The organism is Paraburkholderia sp. LEh10 (assembly GCF_017814945.1).
Lineage (GTDB): Bacteria > Pseudomonadota > Gammaproteobacteria > Burkholderiales > Burkholderiaceae > Paraburkholderia.
Window position 1 is genome coordinate 1 of record NZ_JAGIPX010000114.1, and the last position, 15084, is coordinate 15084.

17 protein-coding genes are annotated in these 15084 nt (G+C 59.3%); 10 read left to right on the plus strand and 7 right to left on the minus strand.

Annotated features, from left to right (window positions below):
* The first annotated feature begins 171 nt into the window (after nt 1-171).
* The 7 genes from nifA to J8I87_RS41500 all read left to right on the plus strand — a co-directional run bounded on the left by nifA (nt 172) and on the right by J8I87_RS41500 (nt 6528).
* Nucleotides 172-1815 carry a nif-specific transcriptional activator NifA gene (gene nifA / locus J8I87_RS41470; protein WP_209938311.1) on the plus strand — a complete coding sequence of 548 codons (1644 nt, stop codon included), beginning with the start codon at nt 172-174 and terminating at the stop codon, nt 1813-1815.
* Nucleotides 1816-2001: 186 nt separating this feature from the next.
* Nucleotides 2002-3495: a nitrogenase iron-molybdenum cofactor biosynthesis protein NifE gene (gene nifE, locus J8I87_RS41475; RefSeq protein ID WP_209938313.1), complete on the plus strand. Its 1494-nt coding sequence runs from the start codon at nt 2002-2004 to the stop codon at nt 3493-3495.
* A gap of 21 nt (nt 3496-3516) precedes the next feature.
* The gene (gene nifN, locus J8I87_RS41480) at nt 3517-4878 is read left to right on the plus strand and encodes a nitrogenase iron-molybdenum cofactor biosynthesis protein NifN (protein ID WP_209938315.1); all 1362 of its coding nucleotides are present in this window, start codon (nt 3517-3519) and stop codon (nt 4876-4878) included.
* A 51-nt stretch (nt 4879-4929) separates the two neighbouring features.
* The gene (gene nifX, locus J8I87_RS41485) at nt 4930-5346 is read left to right on the plus strand and encodes a nitrogen fixation protein NifX (protein ID WP_209938317.1); all 417 of its coding nucleotides are present in this window, start codon (nt 4930-4932) and stop codon (nt 5344-5346) included.
* A 72-nt stretch (nt 5347-5418) separates the two neighbouring features.
* Complete coding sequence (locus J8I87_RS41490; protein ID WP_209938318.1) at nt 5419-5640, plus strand: CCE_0567 family metalloprotein; 222 nt, start codon at nt 5419-5421, stop codon at nt 5638-5640.
* On the plus strand, nt 5637-5939 hold the full coding sequence (gene fdxB, locus J8I87_RS41495) for a ferredoxin III, nif-specific (RefSeq protein ID WP_209938319.1): 303 nt from the start codon (nt 5637-5639) through the stop codon (nt 5937-5939). The genes J8I87_RS41490 and fdxB overlap by 4 nt, the downstream gene beginning before the upstream one ends.
* A gap of 16 nt (nt 5940-5955) precedes the next feature.
* Nucleotides 5956-6528, plus strand: coding sequence for a nitrogen fixation protein NifQ (locus J8I87_RS41500; protein ID WP_209938320.1), 573 nt, complete (start codon nt 5956-5958; stop codon nt 6526-6528).
* Nucleotides 6529-6672: 144 nt separating this feature from the next.
* Here J8I87_RS41500 and J8I87_RS41505 read toward each other — a convergent pair whose 3' ends face one another.
* The 7 genes from J8I87_RS41505 to nifV all read right to left on the minus strand — a co-directional run bounded on the left by J8I87_RS41505 (nt 6673) and on the right by nifV (nt 12339).
* Nucleotides 6673-7158, minus strand: coding sequence for a hypothetical protein (locus J8I87_RS41505; RefSeq protein WP_012406763.1), 486 nt, complete (start codon nt 7156-7158; stop codon nt 6673-6675).
* A gap of 73 nt (nt 7159-7231) precedes the next feature.
* The gene (locus tag J8I87_RS41510; RefSeq protein ID WP_012406764.1) at nt 7232-7531 is read right to left on the minus strand and encodes a ferredoxin family protein; all 300 of its coding nucleotides are present in this window, start codon (nt 7529-7531) and stop codon (nt 7232-7234) included.
* Nucleotides 7528-8838: an FAD-dependent monooxygenase gene (locus J8I87_RS41515; protein WP_209938327.1), complete on the minus strand. Its 1311-nt coding sequence runs from the start codon at nt 8836-8838 to the stop codon at nt 7528-7530. The genes J8I87_RS41510 and J8I87_RS41515 overlap by 4 nt, the downstream gene beginning before the upstream one ends.
* On the minus strand, nt 8838-9962 hold the full coding sequence (locus tag J8I87_RS41520) for an electron transfer flavoprotein subunit alpha/FixB family protein (RefSeq protein ID WP_209938322.1): 1125 nt from the start codon (nt 9960-9962) through the stop codon (nt 8838-8840). Before J8I87_RS41520 ends, J8I87_RS41515 begins: the two co-directional genes overlap by 1 nt.
* Nucleotides 9959-10807, minus strand: coding sequence for an electron transfer flavoprotein subunit beta/FixA family protein (locus J8I87_RS41525; RefSeq protein ID WP_209938323.1), 849 nt, complete (start codon nt 10805-10807; stop codon nt 9959-9961). The genes J8I87_RS41520 and J8I87_RS41525 overlap by 4 nt, the downstream gene beginning before the upstream one ends.
* Before the next feature lie 14 nt (nt 10808-10821).
* Nucleotides 10822-11160, minus strand: coding sequence for a nitrogenase stabilizing/protective protein NifW (nifW, locus tag J8I87_RS41530; RefSeq protein WP_012406768.1), 339 nt, complete (start codon nt 11158-11160; stop codon nt 10822-10824).
* 42 nt (nt 11161-11202) lie between these two features.
* Entirely contained in the window at nt 11203-12339 is a 1137-nt protein-coding gene (gene nifV / locus J8I87_RS41535; RefSeq protein ID WP_209938324.1) for a homocitrate synthase, read from the minus strand.
* A gap of 431 nt (nt 12340-12770) precedes the next feature.
* Between nifV and nifB the strand changes: the two genes are divergently transcribed.
* The 3 genes from nifB to J8I87_RS41550 form a co-directional block, all read left to right on the plus strand.
* Nucleotides 12771-14378, plus strand: a complete 1608-nt coding sequence (nifB, locus tag J8I87_RS41540) for a nitrogenase cofactor biosynthesis protein NifB (RefSeq protein WP_209938325.1) — start codon at nt 12771-12773, stop codon at nt 14376-14378.
* A gap of 67 nt (nt 14379-14445) precedes the next feature.
* Nucleotides 14446-14640 (plus strand): ferredoxin, encoded by a 195-nt coding sequence (locus tag J8I87_RS41545; protein WP_015004763.1) that lies wholly within the window; start codon nt 14446-14448, stop codon nt 14638-14640.
* 65 nt (nt 14641-14705) lie between these two features.
* A partial coding sequence (locus J8I87_RS41550; RefSeq protein ID WP_209938326.1) for a HesB/IscA family protein occupies nt 14706-15084 on the plus strand: 379 nt, incomplete at its 3' end.

Genomic DNA, 15084 nt, shown 5'->3' on the forward strand with positions numbered 1-15084 from the left:
GCGGGCAAACTCGACTTCTCCGCATTCAACTCGCATGCCCGCTGACGGCCGTTACCCACTGCATTTTCAAAAGAGCCAAATTTGTCATCGCCGACGAGAGCACAGTATCAGACATTTTTGTCGAGCCGTGTTTCCGGGGCGCTTGGCGTGCTAGCGCCGGAGCTCAAATCCATGCCGCATTTTCATCTCAACGAGAGTCCTCCAGATTTCGATGTAGTCTACGAAGTAGTAAAGACGCTAGTCTCGTCCCGTGACGCCGAGCGGACGTTGGACAAGTCGCTGCGTTATCTGTCATATGCGCTCGGATGGCGCTCGGCGTTCATCGCCGTCACGGAACCGGACGGACATCTGTGCAGTTTGTGCAGCACTGGGTTGTCAGAGGGCTGGCGCGACCGCGCGCGCTTCCTGTCCGGAGAGGGGATCGTAGGACGGTTGCACTCGAGCGACGCGGCAGTGGTTGTGCCTGAGCTGAATGAAGAACCGCTTTTCGCGGACGACATCGGAGCCGTCGGTGGATCCGAGGGTGAACATGTCGCTCTGCTCGGGACTCCGATCCGGCACGAAGGGCGGCCGCTCGGCGTGCTTGTGGCTTTTTGCGAGAATCCGGACGGCAAGCGTACTTTCGGCGATGACCTTCAGCTTATGAAGATTGTAGCGGCGCCGATGGCACAGGCGCTGCTGCTTCATCGTGACGAGAAGGCCATGCACGACGGCGCAGAGCCGGTCAGGCGCCCGCGTAAGGAAACCATTCGTGCATATCAGCTCGATAACACGATCGGTGCGTCGGCGGCGATGCAGCAGGTATTCGCGCAGGTCCATCAAGTGGCGCCGGCGAGAACGACGGTGCTGTTGCGGGGCGAGAGCGGTACGGGCAAGGAATTGATCGCGCGTTCGATCTGTCGTCTATCCCCGCGCAAGGAGCAGCCATTCATCGCGGTGAATTGTGCGGCGCTCACCGAAACGCTGCTCGAAAGCGAGTTGTTCGGCCACGAGAAGGGCGCGTTCACTGGGGCGCAATCTCAACGCAAGGGGCGTTTCGAGCTAGCGCACGGCGGGACACTTTTCCTCGACGAAATCGGCGATATCTCTTCGTCCTTCCAGGCGAAGCTCTTGCGCGTTTTGCAAGAGCGGGAGTTCGAACGGGTAGGTGGCGCGACGCCGGTAAGAGTTGACGTAAGGCTGATTGTTGCGACGAATCGCAATCTGGAACGAATGGTGAGGGACGGGGAGTTCCGCGCGGATCTGTATTACCGCATCAACGTGGTAAGTATTTTTTTGCCGCCGCTTCGCGAGCGTCGCGAAGACATTCCGGCGATGGCACAGTATTTCCTCGATCGTTTCAACCGCGACAACGGTCGCTTACTGCGCTTCAGCGACGAAGCATTGCGCGTGCTGTCGAACTGTTACTGGCCCGGCAACGTGCGCGAACTCGAGAACTGTGTTGAGCGCACTGCGACGATGACACACCATGACATCATAGATCGCCTTTCCTTCCTCTGCGAGATCGACCAGTGCCTGACGAAGGCGTTGCATCACATCGAGCGTGAAGATGCTGTGCGTCCCGGTCCCTCGTCGAACCTTGTTGCGAGCGAAGCGCCGAACGCGCTGGCAAGTGGCCACGCCGCCGATCTTAACGGCGGCCGGTTCGATGTCCCTGGCGGCGACGGCAGGCCGGAGGGCGAGCGTGAGCGGCTCGTCTGGGCAATGGAGCGTTGTGGCTGGGTGCAGGCGAAAGCAGCACGGCTCCTCTGCATCACGCCGCGGCAGATTGGCTACGCGCTGCGCAAGCACGAGATCGAGGTACGTCGCTTCTGATAGACACAAGGCCCGTGAGTACATCTGCATTGTCGTGCATTGTCGCAATCCTTTCAACTCTGTCGGGATGATGTCAATGACGACAATTCCTGCCCCTGCACAGCGCCGCAATGGCGTCGCACGCGCTCTACATCGATGGTATGCAACTTGCGTTTCGTCGTGGACCTCAGATTCTCAGGAGTCGCGATGTTGTTCAAGACGAGCACTGCCGAAGTGTTCGACGAGCCAGGTTGCGCGAAGAACCAAGCCAAGAGCGAGAAGGAGCGCAAGCAGGGCTGCGCGAAACAAGTCTCGCCGGGGACGGCGGCTGGCGGGTGCGCGTTCGACGGCGCGAAGATCGCACTGCAGCCGGTTGTTGACGTTGCTCACCTCGTTCACGGCCCGATCGCATGCGAGGGGAACTCCTGGGATAACAGGCATGCGGCATCTTCCGGGTCGACGCTCTACCGCACAGGCTTCACGACTGACCTCAATGAACTCGATGTGATTTATGGTGGCGAGAGGCGGCTCTTCAGTAGTGTGCGCGAGATCATAGAAAAGTACGATCCGCCCGCCGTGTTCGTATATCAGACGTGCGTGACCGCGCTCATCGGCGACGACATAGAAGCGGTTTGCAAACACGCATCCGAAAAGTTCGGGAAGCCCGTTATACCGGTGAATGCCCCCGGCTTCGCCGGATCGAAAAACGTGGGAAACAAACTTGGGGGCGAGGCGCTTCTCGATTACGTGATTGGCACTCGTGAACCGGCGTATACGACGCCTTGGGACATAAATATCATCGGCGAATATAACCTGTCGGGTGAATTGTGGCAGACGAAGCCGCTCTTCGATGCACTCGGTATCCGTATATTGTCCTGCATTTCCGGCGACGGCCGGTACAGGGAGATAGCGAGTGCGCACCGCGCGAAGGTCAATATGGTGGTGTGCTCGAAGTCGATGATCAACGTCGCGACAAAGATGCGGCATCGCTACGGCATTCCGTACTTTGAGGGCTCGTTCTACGGAATCGGCGATATGAGCGATGCGCTACGCCGGGTCGCGAATCTGCTGGTGCAGCAGGGCGCACCTGAGGACCTGCTTGCGCGTACCGAGCGGTTGATTGCGGCAGAAGAGGCACGTGCCTGGGCTCGCATTGCTCCGTACCGCGAGCAACTCGATGGCAAGCGGGTGTTGCTGATCACGGGCGGTGTGAAGTCGTGGTCGGTTGTGGCGGCATTGCAGGAGGCGGGGCTTGAGATCGTCGGCACGAGTGTTAAGAAGAGCACGGAGGGCGACAAGGACAGGATCAAAGAGATCATGGGAGACGACGCGCGCATGGTCGAGAATATGACGGCACGCGAGATGTACGCGATGCTCTGCGACGCGAAGGCCGACATCATGCTGTCTGGTGGGCGCTCGCAGTATGTCGCGCTGAAGGCGCGCACGCCATGGCTCGACGTCAACCAGGAACGCCATCATCCATACGCCGGGTATGAGGGCATCGTCGCGCTAGTGCGCGAAATCGACCGCGCGATCCATAACCCGGTCTGGGATCTGGTGCGTATTCCGGCGCCGTGGGATGACGAGGCTGAGAACGTCAGTGCTGGTTTGCCGCAGTTCGCGGAGGACAGGACGCCAGAGTTGCCGCGTGCAAGCGTGCAGGGTTGCGCGACTGGGGTTTGTCCGGGCGTCACAGCCTGAGCGCAGCGTGGAGCGAACATCATGGCTATAGTCGTTGAGTCAAAGAAAGCCTGCACGGTCAATCCGCTGAAAACGAGCCAACCGCTCGGTGCGAGCTATGCGGCCATGGGACTCGACGCGTGCATGCCGGTGATGCACGGCTCGCAAGGCTGCACGTCGTTCGGCCTCGTGCTGCTGGTGCGCCATTTCAGAGAGGCAATTCCGCTGCAGACAACGGCGATGAATGAAGTTACCACTATTCTCGGCGGATATGAAAACGTCGAGACAGCGCTGCTAAACATCCGTAGGCGCGCGGCGCCAAAAATCATCGTGCTCTGCTCGACGGGGCTCACCGAGACGAACGGGGAAGACATCGTGGGCCATCTCGCGATGGTGCGCAGACGCAAGCCCGAACTGAACGACACCGAACTCGTCTACGTTTCGACGCCGGATTATGTTGGCGCCTTTGAGGACGGCTACAGGCATGCTCTTACCGCAATCGTGAAGACGCTGGTCAAGCCGCTGCCTACTGTACACCGACAGGTCAATCTGCTACCAGGTAGTCATCTATCGCCGGGCGATATTGACGAACTGCGAGAGATCGTCAGCGCATTCGGGCTAGACCCGATCATACTCCCCGACATCTCGCGTTCGCTCGACGGCCATCTTTCGCCTGTCTGGCGCGGCACCACGCTAGGCGGAACTACGCTCGATCAGATCCGGATGGCGGGTGGTTCGGCCTTTACGATCGGAGTTGGCGAGCAAACCCGTGAAGGTGCGCAGACGCTCGAGTCGATAGCTGGGACGCCGTTCGAAATTTTCGAGCGGCTCACCGGGCTCGAACCCAATGACCGGTTCTTGCAGCGCCTCGCGCAACTGTCGGGGCAGGCCGTTCCGGCAAAGTACCGCCGGCAGCGCAGCCAACTGGTCGATGCGATGCTCGACGGCCATTTTTACACCGGCGGTATCAAGGTGGCCGTGGGTGCGGAACCCGATTTGCTGCTCGCAATCGGTTCCCTGCTACAGGAAATGGGCGCGGATCTGTCGGTCTGCGTCAGCACGACCACATCGGCGTCGCATGCGCTACTGCCGGCGAGGAGGGTGGTGCTGGGTGACCTGGAAGACATGGAGCGAGCCGCGACCGGTTGCGATCTGCTCATTACTCATTCGCACGGCAGGCAGATGGCCGCACGCCTTGACAAGCCACTCATGCGCGTAGGCTTTCCCGTGTTTGACCGCATCGGTAACGCACATCGTTGCCAGATCGGCTATCGAGGCACGATGAACCTTATTTTCGAAATAGCAAATCTGCTGACCGCACAGATTGCACAACGCCATCCAGCCGACTGGGCGTTGCCGCCATCGTCGATCGCCGTCGCCGCAGCAGCCCCAGCTATGAAATGACGGTGCTGGTGATTGCAGCCAGCACTATGAACATTACTAGGAACCCATCGCATGAAAATTGCATTTGCCACGCAGGATAAGGTGCATGTCGACGCGCACTTCGGGTCGGCGAAGAACATCGTTACGTACGACGTAACGGCCGACAGTCATACGTTCGTGGAAGCCTTTTATTTTGGTGACAATCTTGTCGAGGACGGCGACGAGGACAAGCTCACGCAAAAGCTTGAAGTGATCCAGGGCTGTGCGATCCTGTACGTCGCGGCTATCGGCGGTTCGGGCGCGGCACGCGTGGTTGCGCTCAAAGTCCATCCGGTCAAAGTTTTGCAGCCGGAGTCGATCGAGGACATCCTGATCAAGCTGAGGGACGTCCTGAAGGGCACGCCGCCACCGTGGTTGCGCAAGGCGCTCACCAAAAATGCTGGCAGATCATACGATATTGCAGAGGATGACGAGATATTTGATCGCTAACTCAATCACTGACACGATTGCCGCGCTGGCGGCCCCGCGACGCCCGGAGTGGGTCGTGTGACAGGGGAGGACATGATGAATGACCCGCAAGAACTTAAGGCGCGCCTGAAACAGCTCAATGCGTTGGCAATGCAAGCCAAGATGGATCTGCATGACCTGTCGGAGGAACTGCCGACCGGTTGGGAGCAGATCCTGATGGTCGCCCAGCGCTGTCACGACGCGCACGCCGCGCTGATGGACGCGCGCAAGACCGTAGCGGCGGTTCCGGGTGGACCGCCCCGGAGGCTGACATGAACGATACCTTCAGCGTGAAGCTACCCGGTGGAAAAATCTGGACTCCGGCATTTGTCTCCTCGCTCGACGAGCGAAAATGCATCGGCTGCGGGCGATGCTTTCGAGTCTGTTCTCGAGGTGTCCTTCAACTCGTTGGTGTAAGCGAGGACGGCGCGCTCATTCCGCTCGATGACGATGATGAAGACGAGTACCAAAAGAAGGTCATGACAATTGCGCACCCGCAGTTGTGTATCGGCTGCACGGCGTGCGCGAAGATCTGTCCGAAAAAGTGCTACAGGCACGTCCCGGCGCAGATTTGAGCGCAAGAGTATGACTATGGATTTCCACGCGACGCTGATGCGCCACGCGATAAACCCTAACGACTGCACGGTCCTTGCACTCGCTGGAGTGCTTTCAGCGGCGTTCGAGGAAGCCGGCGTGCGCATACTGCCTATCTGCGGACTCAATGCCGACGAGACCCGCTGGCTACTTGCACGGTGGTTCCCAGGCGCGGACGGTGCATTATCGCTGCCACAGGGCGCATTGGCTGTGACCACCCCGCAGCGTGGCTCGCGATACGACGAGGTTAAAGACCTCATAACCTTGTTCAAGGCGCATGCTGATCCGCGCGCAGGGACAACCAGCGAAGTCCATTGTATTTCCCATGCCCTGGCCTGCGCCTGTGTGCGGGACAAACACCTCTGGCAGGACTTGCGCCTTCGTTCGCGGCATGAATTGTCGGCGCTGCTCGGCTACTGGTTTCCACGGCTTGCTGAGAAAAACGTCCACGGCATGAAGTGGAAAAAATTCCTCCATAAACAACTGTGCGAGCGAGAGGCATTGTCTATCTGCAAGGCCCCGTACTGCGGCGACTGCGCGGATTTCGTGGATTGCTTCGGACCGGAATGAAGATTCTGGCTGCCCAAGTGAGCATGCGCCTGCGGGGAAGGTGCGCGATGACTGTCAGGTCTGACACTGACACTCGAACGCCCCAGAAACTCGCAGGGAGTTTCTCGGTAGCCGTGCCGAGGATGTACTACCAGTCAGAGGCAATTATCGCGATCCGGACTGTGTCAGCAAAGCTTCCACGACATCGAAACCGACGCAATCGGTAGGGTCCAGCTTGCGTAGCTTGGCGATCAGCTTCAGTGCAACGGCGCGGTTGCCGCGCCGCACGCTGATGAACGCCAGTGCCTTGAGAGTGAATAGCCAGAAGCGGCTAGGACCGGGAATGGTGAAGTCCGCATCGCCCGGTTGTACCGCACACCAGTTGCTGTCGATCGACGCTTGTCGGGCGGCGACCGCCAAAGCCTTGGTCGCGACCTCCTGCGCCTCGCCAAGTTCACCACGGTTCGCATGGAACTTATACAGGAGATAGTAGGGGGGCAGGCAGCGCGGGTACGTCAGAACCGCAGTCCATAGCGCGGCGGCCACATCCTCATCGTCGCCGCCGCGAGCCGTATCGATCAGCTGTAGCACGGCTGCGGGGACGTTGCCGCCGAAGAGGTCGGTCGATTCGATACCGGTAATGAGGTTCATTAACTTGCTCCGATGATGGTGCTCCCCCGCCTTTCGTGAAGTTCGGGAGCCGATTTGATTAAGATGTGTTTCTCTACCCGAATTTGAACAGGATGCCATGCCCGCCACGTGGGTACGCCCATTCGAGGTTGTGGTGTTCTGTACATAGAATGCGGCAACTGCCGCATTCCAGGCAGCCGTCGGTAATCAGCGTGACCGAGCCGTTGTTCTCCTTCCGATAACAGGACGCAGGGCATACGAAGGTGCAGCTTTTGTCAGCACAGTCGTTGGTGCAGACGTCAACATTTTTGATATGGACATGCGGCCGGCCTACGTCCACGCGGTAGCGGTTCTGAAACAGCTTTTCCTCGATATTGACATCGACCGTTTTCATCGGAAGGCCCTCCAGAATTTGTACGCGTCGCCGACGAGCCCAGTCAGCGAGCGGCTTTCGCGGAAACTGGCCATAACCTCGTGCTTTTTGGTCTTCTTGTCGACGCCATCCACGGTAATCATGGTACGGGCCGCCTTGGCGACGAGATCAGGGTATGTCGTAAAGAACTGTGGATTGCGGTGTAGGATTTTCGGCATGTCGCGGTATCTGTATAAGTCTTTCATCACGAAGCTGTCGTCGAGCGCGTCTTTATACGTGGCTAGTGCGTTAGCGCGGTAGCCACGGCCAACCGCTTTTGCGGCGATGGCGGTTTCGGCAGCGAGGCGTCCTGTTGTCATGGCGAGATTGCAACCTTCGCGATGCGCGGCATTGACGAAGCCGCCTGAGTCACCGACGATCATCCAGCCATTGCCGTACACTTGCGGTATCGCATCGAAGCCTCCTTCGGGAATCAGGTGAGCGCAGTACTCCTTCATCTCGCCCCCTGCGATGAGCGGCACGATTGACGGATGACGCTTCATTTTTTCGAGCAGCACATACGGGCTCATGCGGTTCGAGTTCTTTTTGAAGTCACTCAGCATGCAGCCGACCCCAATGGTCAGCGACTCTTTGTTTGTGTAAAGGAACCCCGTTCCCGCCATGCCTTCGGTGATCCGGCCAACCATCTCGATCACGACGCCTTCTTCATCGCCGACGTTAAAGCGCTGGCGAATGGTCTCCTCTGGCATGAAGAGAATTTCTTTCACAGCCAGCGCGACGTTGCTCGCCTCGATTTCGCCGTGAAAGTCCGCCTTGCGTGCGAGCGTTGAGTTGACCCCGTCCGCTAGAATCACAATGTCCGCGTAGACCTTGCCCTGCTCCCGATCGCATTGCACGCCGACCACCTGGTCTCCATCCATGATCAGGTGATTCACCGTGGTCTCGCAGATCAGCAATGCGCCGGCCTCGCGCACCTTCGATGAGAACCACTTGTCGAACTGCGCACGGATGATCGTGTAGCGGTTGTACGGTGGCTTGTTGTAGTCGTCGCTACGCACGTGCGTGCCCACGAAGGAAGTATCGTCGAGCATCCACATGCGCTGCTCGATGATGTGGCGTTCGAGCGGAGCGTGATCACGAAAGTCCGGAATGATCTGTTCCAGCGCGTTTGCGTAGAGAATCGCGCCTTGAACATTTTTGCTGCCAGGATATTCGCCGCGCTCGATCTGAAGCACCTCCAGTCCGCCCTTGGCCATCACGTAAGCTGCGGCGTTGCCAGACGGTCCGGCACCAACGACGATCGCATCGAATCGTGAGGTCTTTTTCATCATGCTCTCCTTTTGCTACGCATCTGTTGCAGTTCCAGATGGTCATTGCACGCGTACGTCAGCGCCGGCAGCAGTTGAAGTGCGTCCGCGACGATGCCATAGTGCGCGTAGTCGAAAATCGGAGCGTTCGGGTCGGTGTTGATCGCGACGATGACGTCAGAACTCTCCATGCCGACGCGGTGCTGGATCGCGCCCGAGATGCCCGCAGCGATGTAAAGTTTCGGCCGCACGGTTTTGCCTGTCTGCCCGACTTGCCGATCGGCCTCCACCCAGCCCGCCTGCACGCACGGACGGGTTGCTCCAACTTCGCCGCCGAGCACGCGTGCCAGATCGAACAGGAGCCGGAAATTCTCCGGGTTCTTTAGCCCCTTGCCGCCGCTAACTATGACGTCCGCGTAGGGCAGGTTGACCTGATTACTTTTGTCATCGGCGATGAAGTCGAGCAGTTTGGTCACAATGTCGGCCTCAACGATCCCAAGCGCCTCCCTCACGATCTCGCCGCCGCGGCCCGTTTGCGCCTGCGGCATCGCCATGACCCGCGGGCGCACCGTCGCCATCTGCGGGCGGTATGCGAGCGTCATGATCGTACAGAGTAGCGAGCCGCCGAAAGTCGGCCGTGTGGCCGCCAGCGCGCGCGAGGCTGGATCAATGTTTAACTCGGTGCAGTCGGCGGTGAGGCCGGTCGAGAGCGTCGTTGCCACAGAGCCGGCGAGATCTCGGCCCGTTGAGGTTGCACCGAGCAGTAGGATTTCAGGGCGGTACTTGTTGACCAGATCGGTCAGCCCTTTTGTGAACGGCTCGTTGCGGTAACCGAGCAATACCGGATCGTGAATCACGTATGCCTTGTCCGCGCCGAAACTGAACGCCTGGGTGGCAAACTGTTCAAGTGGCTCGTCCTTACCGCCGAGCGCCGCCACGGCGACGTCGCTGCCGAGTTTGTCTGCGAGCTTGCGCGCCTCACCGAGCAGTTCCCACGACACGCTATGTACGTGACCCCGATCGTGCTCAAGAAAGACCCAGACACCCTGATAGGCTTTTAGGTGTTCGGGCAGATCGAGGTTACGGCCTCCGGCCGGTTTGGCTGGCACGGCCGGCTTCTTGTTTGAAGCAGCGGGCGAGTTCATGAGTTCCTCTTCATCAGCACGTCCGCCTCCAGAGTCGGATGGCGAGTGAATATCTTATGCATCAGTTTCAACGACACATCGCGGAGGCTGGACGCGCCGAGTTCGAGCATTTCAGCCGTTTCAGCGCGCGGCGTCGGGCCGAACACTTTGCTGACCACGGTCGGTGAACCTTTCAGCCCGATCTTGCTCGCGTCTTCAATGCCGGCCTGTTCGCGGTTCCATTTGCGCACGGGGAAGCCTGCCGCGTGAATCATTGCGGGCAGTGTTGCGAAGCGCAGTTCGTTAGTGTTCTCAAGCATCGTCACAAGACATGGCAATGCAGTTTTGAGTACCTGCACGCCGCCTTCGGCACGACGCTCGACGACGATCGTGCGCGCGTCGACGTCGATCTCGACGATCCTGGACACATAGGTGAGTAACTGGGCGCCGAGGCGCTTGGCAATGCCGGGGCCGACCTGAGCGGTGTCTCCGTCGATCGTCTGTTTGCCAGTGAAGACGATGTCCACCGCCTGTTCTGTTGCGATTTGCCTGATCGCGGCGGCAAGCGCATACGATGTTGCGAGCGTATCGGCGCCAGCGAACGCACGATCGGTGACGAGCACGGCGTCGTCGGCGCCGTAGCTGATGCATTTACGGAGCGCTTCCTCAGCCTGTGGCGGTCCCATGCAGAGCATCGTGACTGCGCCGCCGAAGCGATCCTTTATCCGCAACGCTTCTTCCAGCGAGAACAGATCGTACGGGTTCACGATTGCCGGCACGCCTTGGCGCATGATGGTGTTGTTGACTGGGTGAACCCGGATCTGCGCCGAATCCGGGACCTGCTTGATGCAGACGACAATATGCATTGAGGGACTCCGGGTCAGGCGGCGCCACGGGTGGGCAACGACGCGCGCACCTTGTCAAGGGCGACGAGCCTCCGTCCGTCCGCTTCCTGGAAAACTTTGAATACCTTCTGCTCCGCAGGCGTGGACACAACAAAGTCGTTGTAAGCCTTCTGGAGCAGACTTCGGTAGACGTTGAGCACGCCCGTCGCGTTGTCCCGCGGCAGTTCTTCCTGTTGCTCGATGTACTGGAAGAAGCGCTTGAGGATGTGCAGGCGGCTCACGTTCACCACCTTTTCATCAAATGCGATCTCGAAGAATCGCATGAAATCCTCGATCGATGAGAGGTGATACAGTTGCTCGATAGCTCTTTGCATGTCGTTGCTCCTATTGGACAGGTTTGGCCGCGATGAGCACACTCATGACGCCTCCACTCGCGTGCCGCGAGCTTGGGCCAGGATGCGATGCAGATCCCTTGCGCTGGGCGCCTGTTTGTGCTGCATGGCGAAAGAACGAATGCGCGCAAGCAGCGGCGGGATGAGTCGCTCAGCGACCCTCACGCCTAAAGCGTCGTAGGCGTCGCGCACACTTTGAGATCCAGAATGTTTCCCGAGAATCATCGACCGTTGCCGGCCGAGCTCAGCTGGGTCGAATCCCTCGTAGGTGGTGGGATGCTTGGCGATGCCATCGGTGTGTATGCCCGATTCGTGAGTAAAGACACCTCGACCGACGATGCTCTTGTTGAACGAAACGGTACGGCCTGACGCCCGTTCTACCAACGAGGAAATGTCGAGCAGCGCTCGCGTGTCGACGCCTGTGTCACGTCCCAGCAGGTGCCGCACGCCCATCACGATTTCTTCCAGCGCCGCATTGCCGGCCCGCTCACCCAAGCCGTTGACGGTGGTGTTCGCGTGCGTGGCGCCGGCCCCAAGAGCGGCGAGTGTGTTGGCTGTGGCAAGCCCGAGGTCGTTGTGTGCATGAATTTCGATCTCAAGATCAACAGCACTGCGCAGCGCTGCAATGGCGTGGAAGGTCTTAAAGGGATCCAGCACACCCACGGTATCCGCAAACCGCACACGCTGCGCTCCATATCGCTGCGCGCAGCGAGCGACTTCTATGAGGAACGAGGGGTCCGCGCGCGAAGCGTCCTCCATGCCAAGAGAAATCTTAGAGTGATTTTTCGCTGCCTCCTCGACGACGCGTGCTATCTGCGCTAGTACCCAGCCGCGCGACTTACGCAGCTTATACTGCAAATGAATGTCCGAAACCGGAATCGAGAGATGAACGATATCAGCACGGCAGCGCAATGCCGCAGCGAGATCCCCATCGATGAGGCGGCCCCAAACCATCAGACTGGCGTCGAGCTTAAGGTCGACAATGGCCTCGATGCACGCGATTTCGTCTTCGCCGATGGCCGGAATTCCGATTTCGAGTTCGGCCACACCAGCGCGCGAAAGTGACGCGGCGATCGCGCATTTTTCCTCGAGGCGAAACGCGACACCGGCGGCCTGCTCCCCGTCGCGGAGTGTCGTGTCGTTGATTATCGGTTTGAGCATGTCTACGGCCTATTGAATAGTCGCCGATGCGTTCGCAAGGCTCGTGCCAGACAAGCATCACCGGTGACAGAGTACTTTGCGGGGCATTTCAACCGGCTATTCGTGTCGCCTATGTCCTTTTCCTGACAGTGCTGACGTTCATCAGGCGACTACGAGCGGATTGAGCGCCGCATCGGTTATTATAATAATTTGGTATGCGAAGTAATGTTTGCGAACAAAACACCGCATTTGTGATATCTGTCGCAAAAGCGACAGATTAGTCGGGTTTGTCGAATTTGAATGCCGGCGCAAACCCGAGAAACCTGATCGGCCCTATCACCGGTGTCCGACCAACTCAAAGATTGAACGAGACCCGAAGCGAATCGCGTTCGAGTGGCACGGATTTCGCTCTGGCTTAGCGCGCGACCGCCGTCGGTTGCGAGGAGATATCCATGGAAGATAGCGCGAACCACAGCATGCTGCCCTCAACTGCCTGTATCGGCATCGGGCAGAAAACGCGCCTGGGGTCCACCGTCGAAGCGCTCGCTCCCCCGGGCGGCGGTTGTTGTCCACGCAGTGGTGGCGACGGTCAGACTGGCCGTGGTTCGTCAGGCATACCCGATGACCTGCCGACAGAGGTGTGGGAAAAGATAAAGAATCACCCCTGTTATTCAGAAGAGGCGCATCGTCATTATGCGCGGATGCATGTGGCGGTGGCCCCGGCGTGCAACATTCAGTGCAACTACTGCAATCGCAAATATGACTGTTCGAACGAGTCCCGGCCTGGCGTCGTGTCGGAGAAGCTGACGCCGGAGCAGGCGGTAAAAAAGGTAGTGGCCGTCGCCGGCCGGATCCCGCAGCTGACCGTGCTTGGCATTGCGGGTCCCGGCGATTCGCTGGCTGATGCGAAAAAGACTTTCGACACCTTCCGTATGCTTCGCGAGCGGACTCCGGACATCAGGCTATGCTTGTCGACGAATGGACTCGCGTTGCCGGACCTTGTCGACGAGATTTGCGAGCACAACATTGACCACGTAACCATCACCATTAACATGGTCGATCCCGTCATCGGCGAAAAGATATATCCGTGGATTTTCTGGGGCCACCGACGACTCACGGGAAAAGAGGCCGCGCGCATCTTGCACGAGCGGCAAATGCGAGGACTCGAGATGCTGACTGCGCGTGGCGTACTTACGAAGATCAACTCGGTGTTGATTCCAGGCATCAACGACGAACACCTGATCGAGGTAAATCGCGAGGTAAAGAGGCGCGGTGCCTTTCTGCACAACATCATGCCGCTGATCTCCCAGCCAGAGCATGGCACGTATTTCGGCCTGCGCGGACAGCGTGGGCCGACTGCGCGTGAGCTTAAGGCCGTGCAGGAGGCGTGCATGGGCGGCACGAACCTGATGCGCCATTGCCGGCAGTGTCGTGCCGACGCGGTGGGGCTTCTCGGCGAGGATCGCCGCGAGGAGTTCACGCTCGACAGGATCGACCACATGGAAGTCGACTATGACCTCGACGGTCGCCGCGAATTTCAGCGTCGCCTGGAAGCCGAAGTCGATATGCAGCGTGGTGCGAAACAAGAGGCGCTCGCCTTCGCGCAGGCGAGCGCGGTGGAGGGCGACATGAAGGTTTTGATTGCCGTCGCGACGAAGGGGCGCGGCCGGGTGAACGCGCATTTCGGGCATGTCTCCGAATTCCAGATTTTCGAGGTTGGCGCTGCCGGAGCGTTCTTCGTCGGCCACCGCCGTGTGGACCTCTATTGCCAAGGCGGCTATGGCGACGACGAGGGCCTGCCGCAGCTCACGCGCGCGATCAGCGATTGTCATGCTGTCTTGGTTGCAAAGATCGGCGCGTGTCCGCGCAAGGAACTATCGCGCGCGGGCGTCGAGCCGGTGGACCAGTACGCGGGCGAATTTATCGAAAAGGCGGCGCTTGCGTGGTTCGCCGACTATTGCAGCCGTGTAGCCGGTGGCGTGATCGTGCATGCGCAACGTGGCGAGGCCACAATCCCGCCGGGGGCGTTGATGGCTGCGACCGCAGATGCAGCTGCTTGAGCGACAGGCAGGATAGTCATGCCTGTCTCACCGGGCTTACACCGATCATCATTGCAAGGAGTCTCGCATGGCCCTGAAGATCATTGCGTCAACGTGTACCGGCTGCTCGGCCTGCGAGCCGCAGTGCGCCAATGTCGCCATCTGTGAGAAAAACGGTGTCTTTGCAATCGATCCGAAGAAATGCATGGAGTGCGACGGACAGTTCGATACTCCGCAATGCGTGGCGGTGTGCCCCGTGGACGGATGCATCGTTCCGGCCTAGCCCCGTTTCCCCGCGCATCGCGCCACTTGCGTCTAACGACTGCTCACTTTGACAGGACCGACACCATGCTGCCCAACCTTACCGTGACACCCGCTGCCGAAAAGTTCATGCGCCGTATTGTGCGCTTTTCCGGCTTGCCATCTGGTGCGGGTTTTCGTCTGCTTGTGAACTCTGGCGGCTGCTCTGGATACGATGCCGGATTCAGTGCCGTAACCGGGGCGCAGCCAGGCGACGAGGCGATGGAGATCAATGGCCTGCGTCTTTACCTGCCCGCAGAAAGCCGCCTGTTGCTGGACGGTGTGACGATCGACTTCGTCGACACACCTGATCGGTCGGGTTTCGCGTTCATGAAGGACAATCAGGGACCTGGTGTTGCCGCCAGCGAAGGGGAACCCGGTGTCAGGCGCATTGAAGTGGGTGCGATCGGACACGGGCGCCCCTTGT

Excerpts from the sequence above, each read along its gene's own strand:
- J8I87_RS41500 (WP_209938320.1), top strand. The coding sequence starts at position 5,956 with ATGGATTTCCACGCGACGCTGATGCGCCACGCGATAAACCCTAACGAC.
- fdxB (WP_209938319.1), top strand. The coding sequence starts at position 5,637 with ATGAACGATACCTTCAGCGTGAAGCTACCCGGTGGAAAAATCTGGACT.
- J8I87_RS41490 (WP_209938318.1), top strand. The coding sequence starts at position 5,419 with ATGATGAATGACCCGCAAGAACTTAAGGCGCGCCTGAAACAGCTCAAT.
- J8I87_RS41505 (WP_012406763.1), bottom strand. The coding sequence starts at position 7,158 with ATGAACCTCATTACCGGTATCGAATCGACCGACCTCTTCGGCGGCAAC.
- J8I87_RS41510 (WP_012406764.1), bottom strand. The coding sequence starts at position 7,531 with ATGAAAACGGTCGATGTCAATATCGAGGAAAAGCTGTTTCAGAACCGC.
- nifW (WP_012406768.1), bottom strand. The coding sequence starts at position 11,160 with ATGCAAAGAGCTATCGAGCAACTGTATCACCTCTCATCGATCGAGGAT.
- J8I87_RS41515 (WP_209938327.1), bottom strand. The coding sequence starts at position 8,838 with ATGAAAAAGACCTCACGATTCGATGCGATCGTCGTTGGTGCCGGACCG.
- nifX (WP_209938317.1), top strand. The coding sequence starts at position 4,930 with ATGAAAATTGCATTTGCCACGCAGGATAAGGTGCATGTCGACGCGCAC.
- nifB (WP_209938325.1), top strand. The coding sequence starts at position 12,771 with ATGGAAGATAGCGCGAACCACAGCATGCTGCCCTCAACTGCCTGTATC.
- nifE (WP_209938313.1), top strand. The coding sequence starts at position 2,002 with ATGTTGTTCAAGACGAGCACTGCCGAAGTGTTCGACGAGCCAGGTTGC.
- nifA (WP_209938311.1), top strand. The coding sequence starts at position 172 with ATGCCGCATTTTCATCTCAACGAGAGTCCTCCAGATTTCGATGTAGTC.
- nifV (WP_209938324.1), bottom strand. The coding sequence starts at position 12,339 with ATGCTCAAACCGATAATCAACGACACGACACTCCGCGACGGGGAGCAG.
- J8I87_RS41520 (WP_209938322.1), bottom strand. The coding sequence starts at position 9,962 with ATGAACTCGCCCGCTGCTTCAAACAAGAAGCCGGCCGTGCCAGCCAAA.
- J8I87_RS41545 (WP_015004763.1), top strand. The coding sequence starts at position 14,446 with ATGGCCCTGAAGATCATTGCGTCAACGTGTACCGGCTGCTCGGCCTGC.
- nifN (WP_209938315.1), top strand. The coding sequence starts at position 3,517 with ATGGCTATAGTCGTTGAGTCAAAGAAAGCCTGCACGGTCAATCCGCTG.
- J8I87_RS41525 (WP_209938323.1), bottom strand. The coding sequence starts at position 10,807 with ATGCATATTGTCGTCTGCATCAAGCAGGTCCCGGATTCGGCGCAGATC.